Raw genomic sequence first — 835 nt, forward strand, 5'->3', positions numbered from 1 at the left:
CCTCCGCTCCAAGCGGTTTTTCGCTGACAAAGCCCTGCTTAAGGTGCAGGCTGAATGTCGAACCTTTGCCAAACTCGCTTTCCATTTTAAGTTCCCCGTCCATCATTTCCACAAGTCTTTTGGTAATGGGCAGGCCCAATCCAGTGCCTTCAATATTTCTGCTTAAATTATTTATAACCTGATAATAATCAACGAACAGATTTTTCATGTCATCTTCGCGTATTCCGATGCCGGTGTCGCTGACTGAAGCGTCTATCCATATATTGTTGCCTTCACGAGTACAGCGCATTTTAAGTTCGATGGTTCCCTGTTTGGTGTATTTGACGGCGTTAGTGAGCAGATTGGTTAAAATTTGTTTCACCCGCAGATCATCGCCGTACAGTTCGCTTGGCAGCTCATCGACGATATTTAACCGGAATGTTACCGGTTTTTCCCCAAGACGCGTAGTAACAAGGGTGATAATATCGTTAAGCAGGCTGGACATATAATACTTAACCGGCGTTATTGAAAGTTTGCCGGATTCAATTTTGGAAAAGTCCAGAATATCGTTTACAATGCTCAATAACGTGCTGCCCGCGCTGCTTATCTTCGTTAAATTTTCAGTAACATGTTCGTCCAGAGATTCTTCTTCCAGTATTAAATCGGTAAGCCCTATAACCACATTGAGCGGCGTTCTTAGCTCATGGCTCATATTGGCAAGGAAAGCGGACTTGGCTTTGGAAGCGGCAAGGACTTCTTCTTCCATTTCTTTGCGCCGGGTAATGTCGCGAATAATGGCGATTAACCCTACGACGACGCCGTTCTGCCAACTCGGGGCTTTAACCGTTTCAAACAC

The 835-nt window shown here is 45.0% G+C and carries 1 protein-coding gene; it reads right to left on the reverse strand.

The annotated features are described in order from the left end of the window. A partial coding sequence (locus ACYVRA_RS07585) for a sensor histidine kinase (RefSeq protein ID WP_461252135.1) occupies positions 1 to 835 on the reverse strand: 835 nt, incomplete at both ends.

It is taken from the genome of Treponema sp. R8-4-B8 (assembly GCF_054786175.1).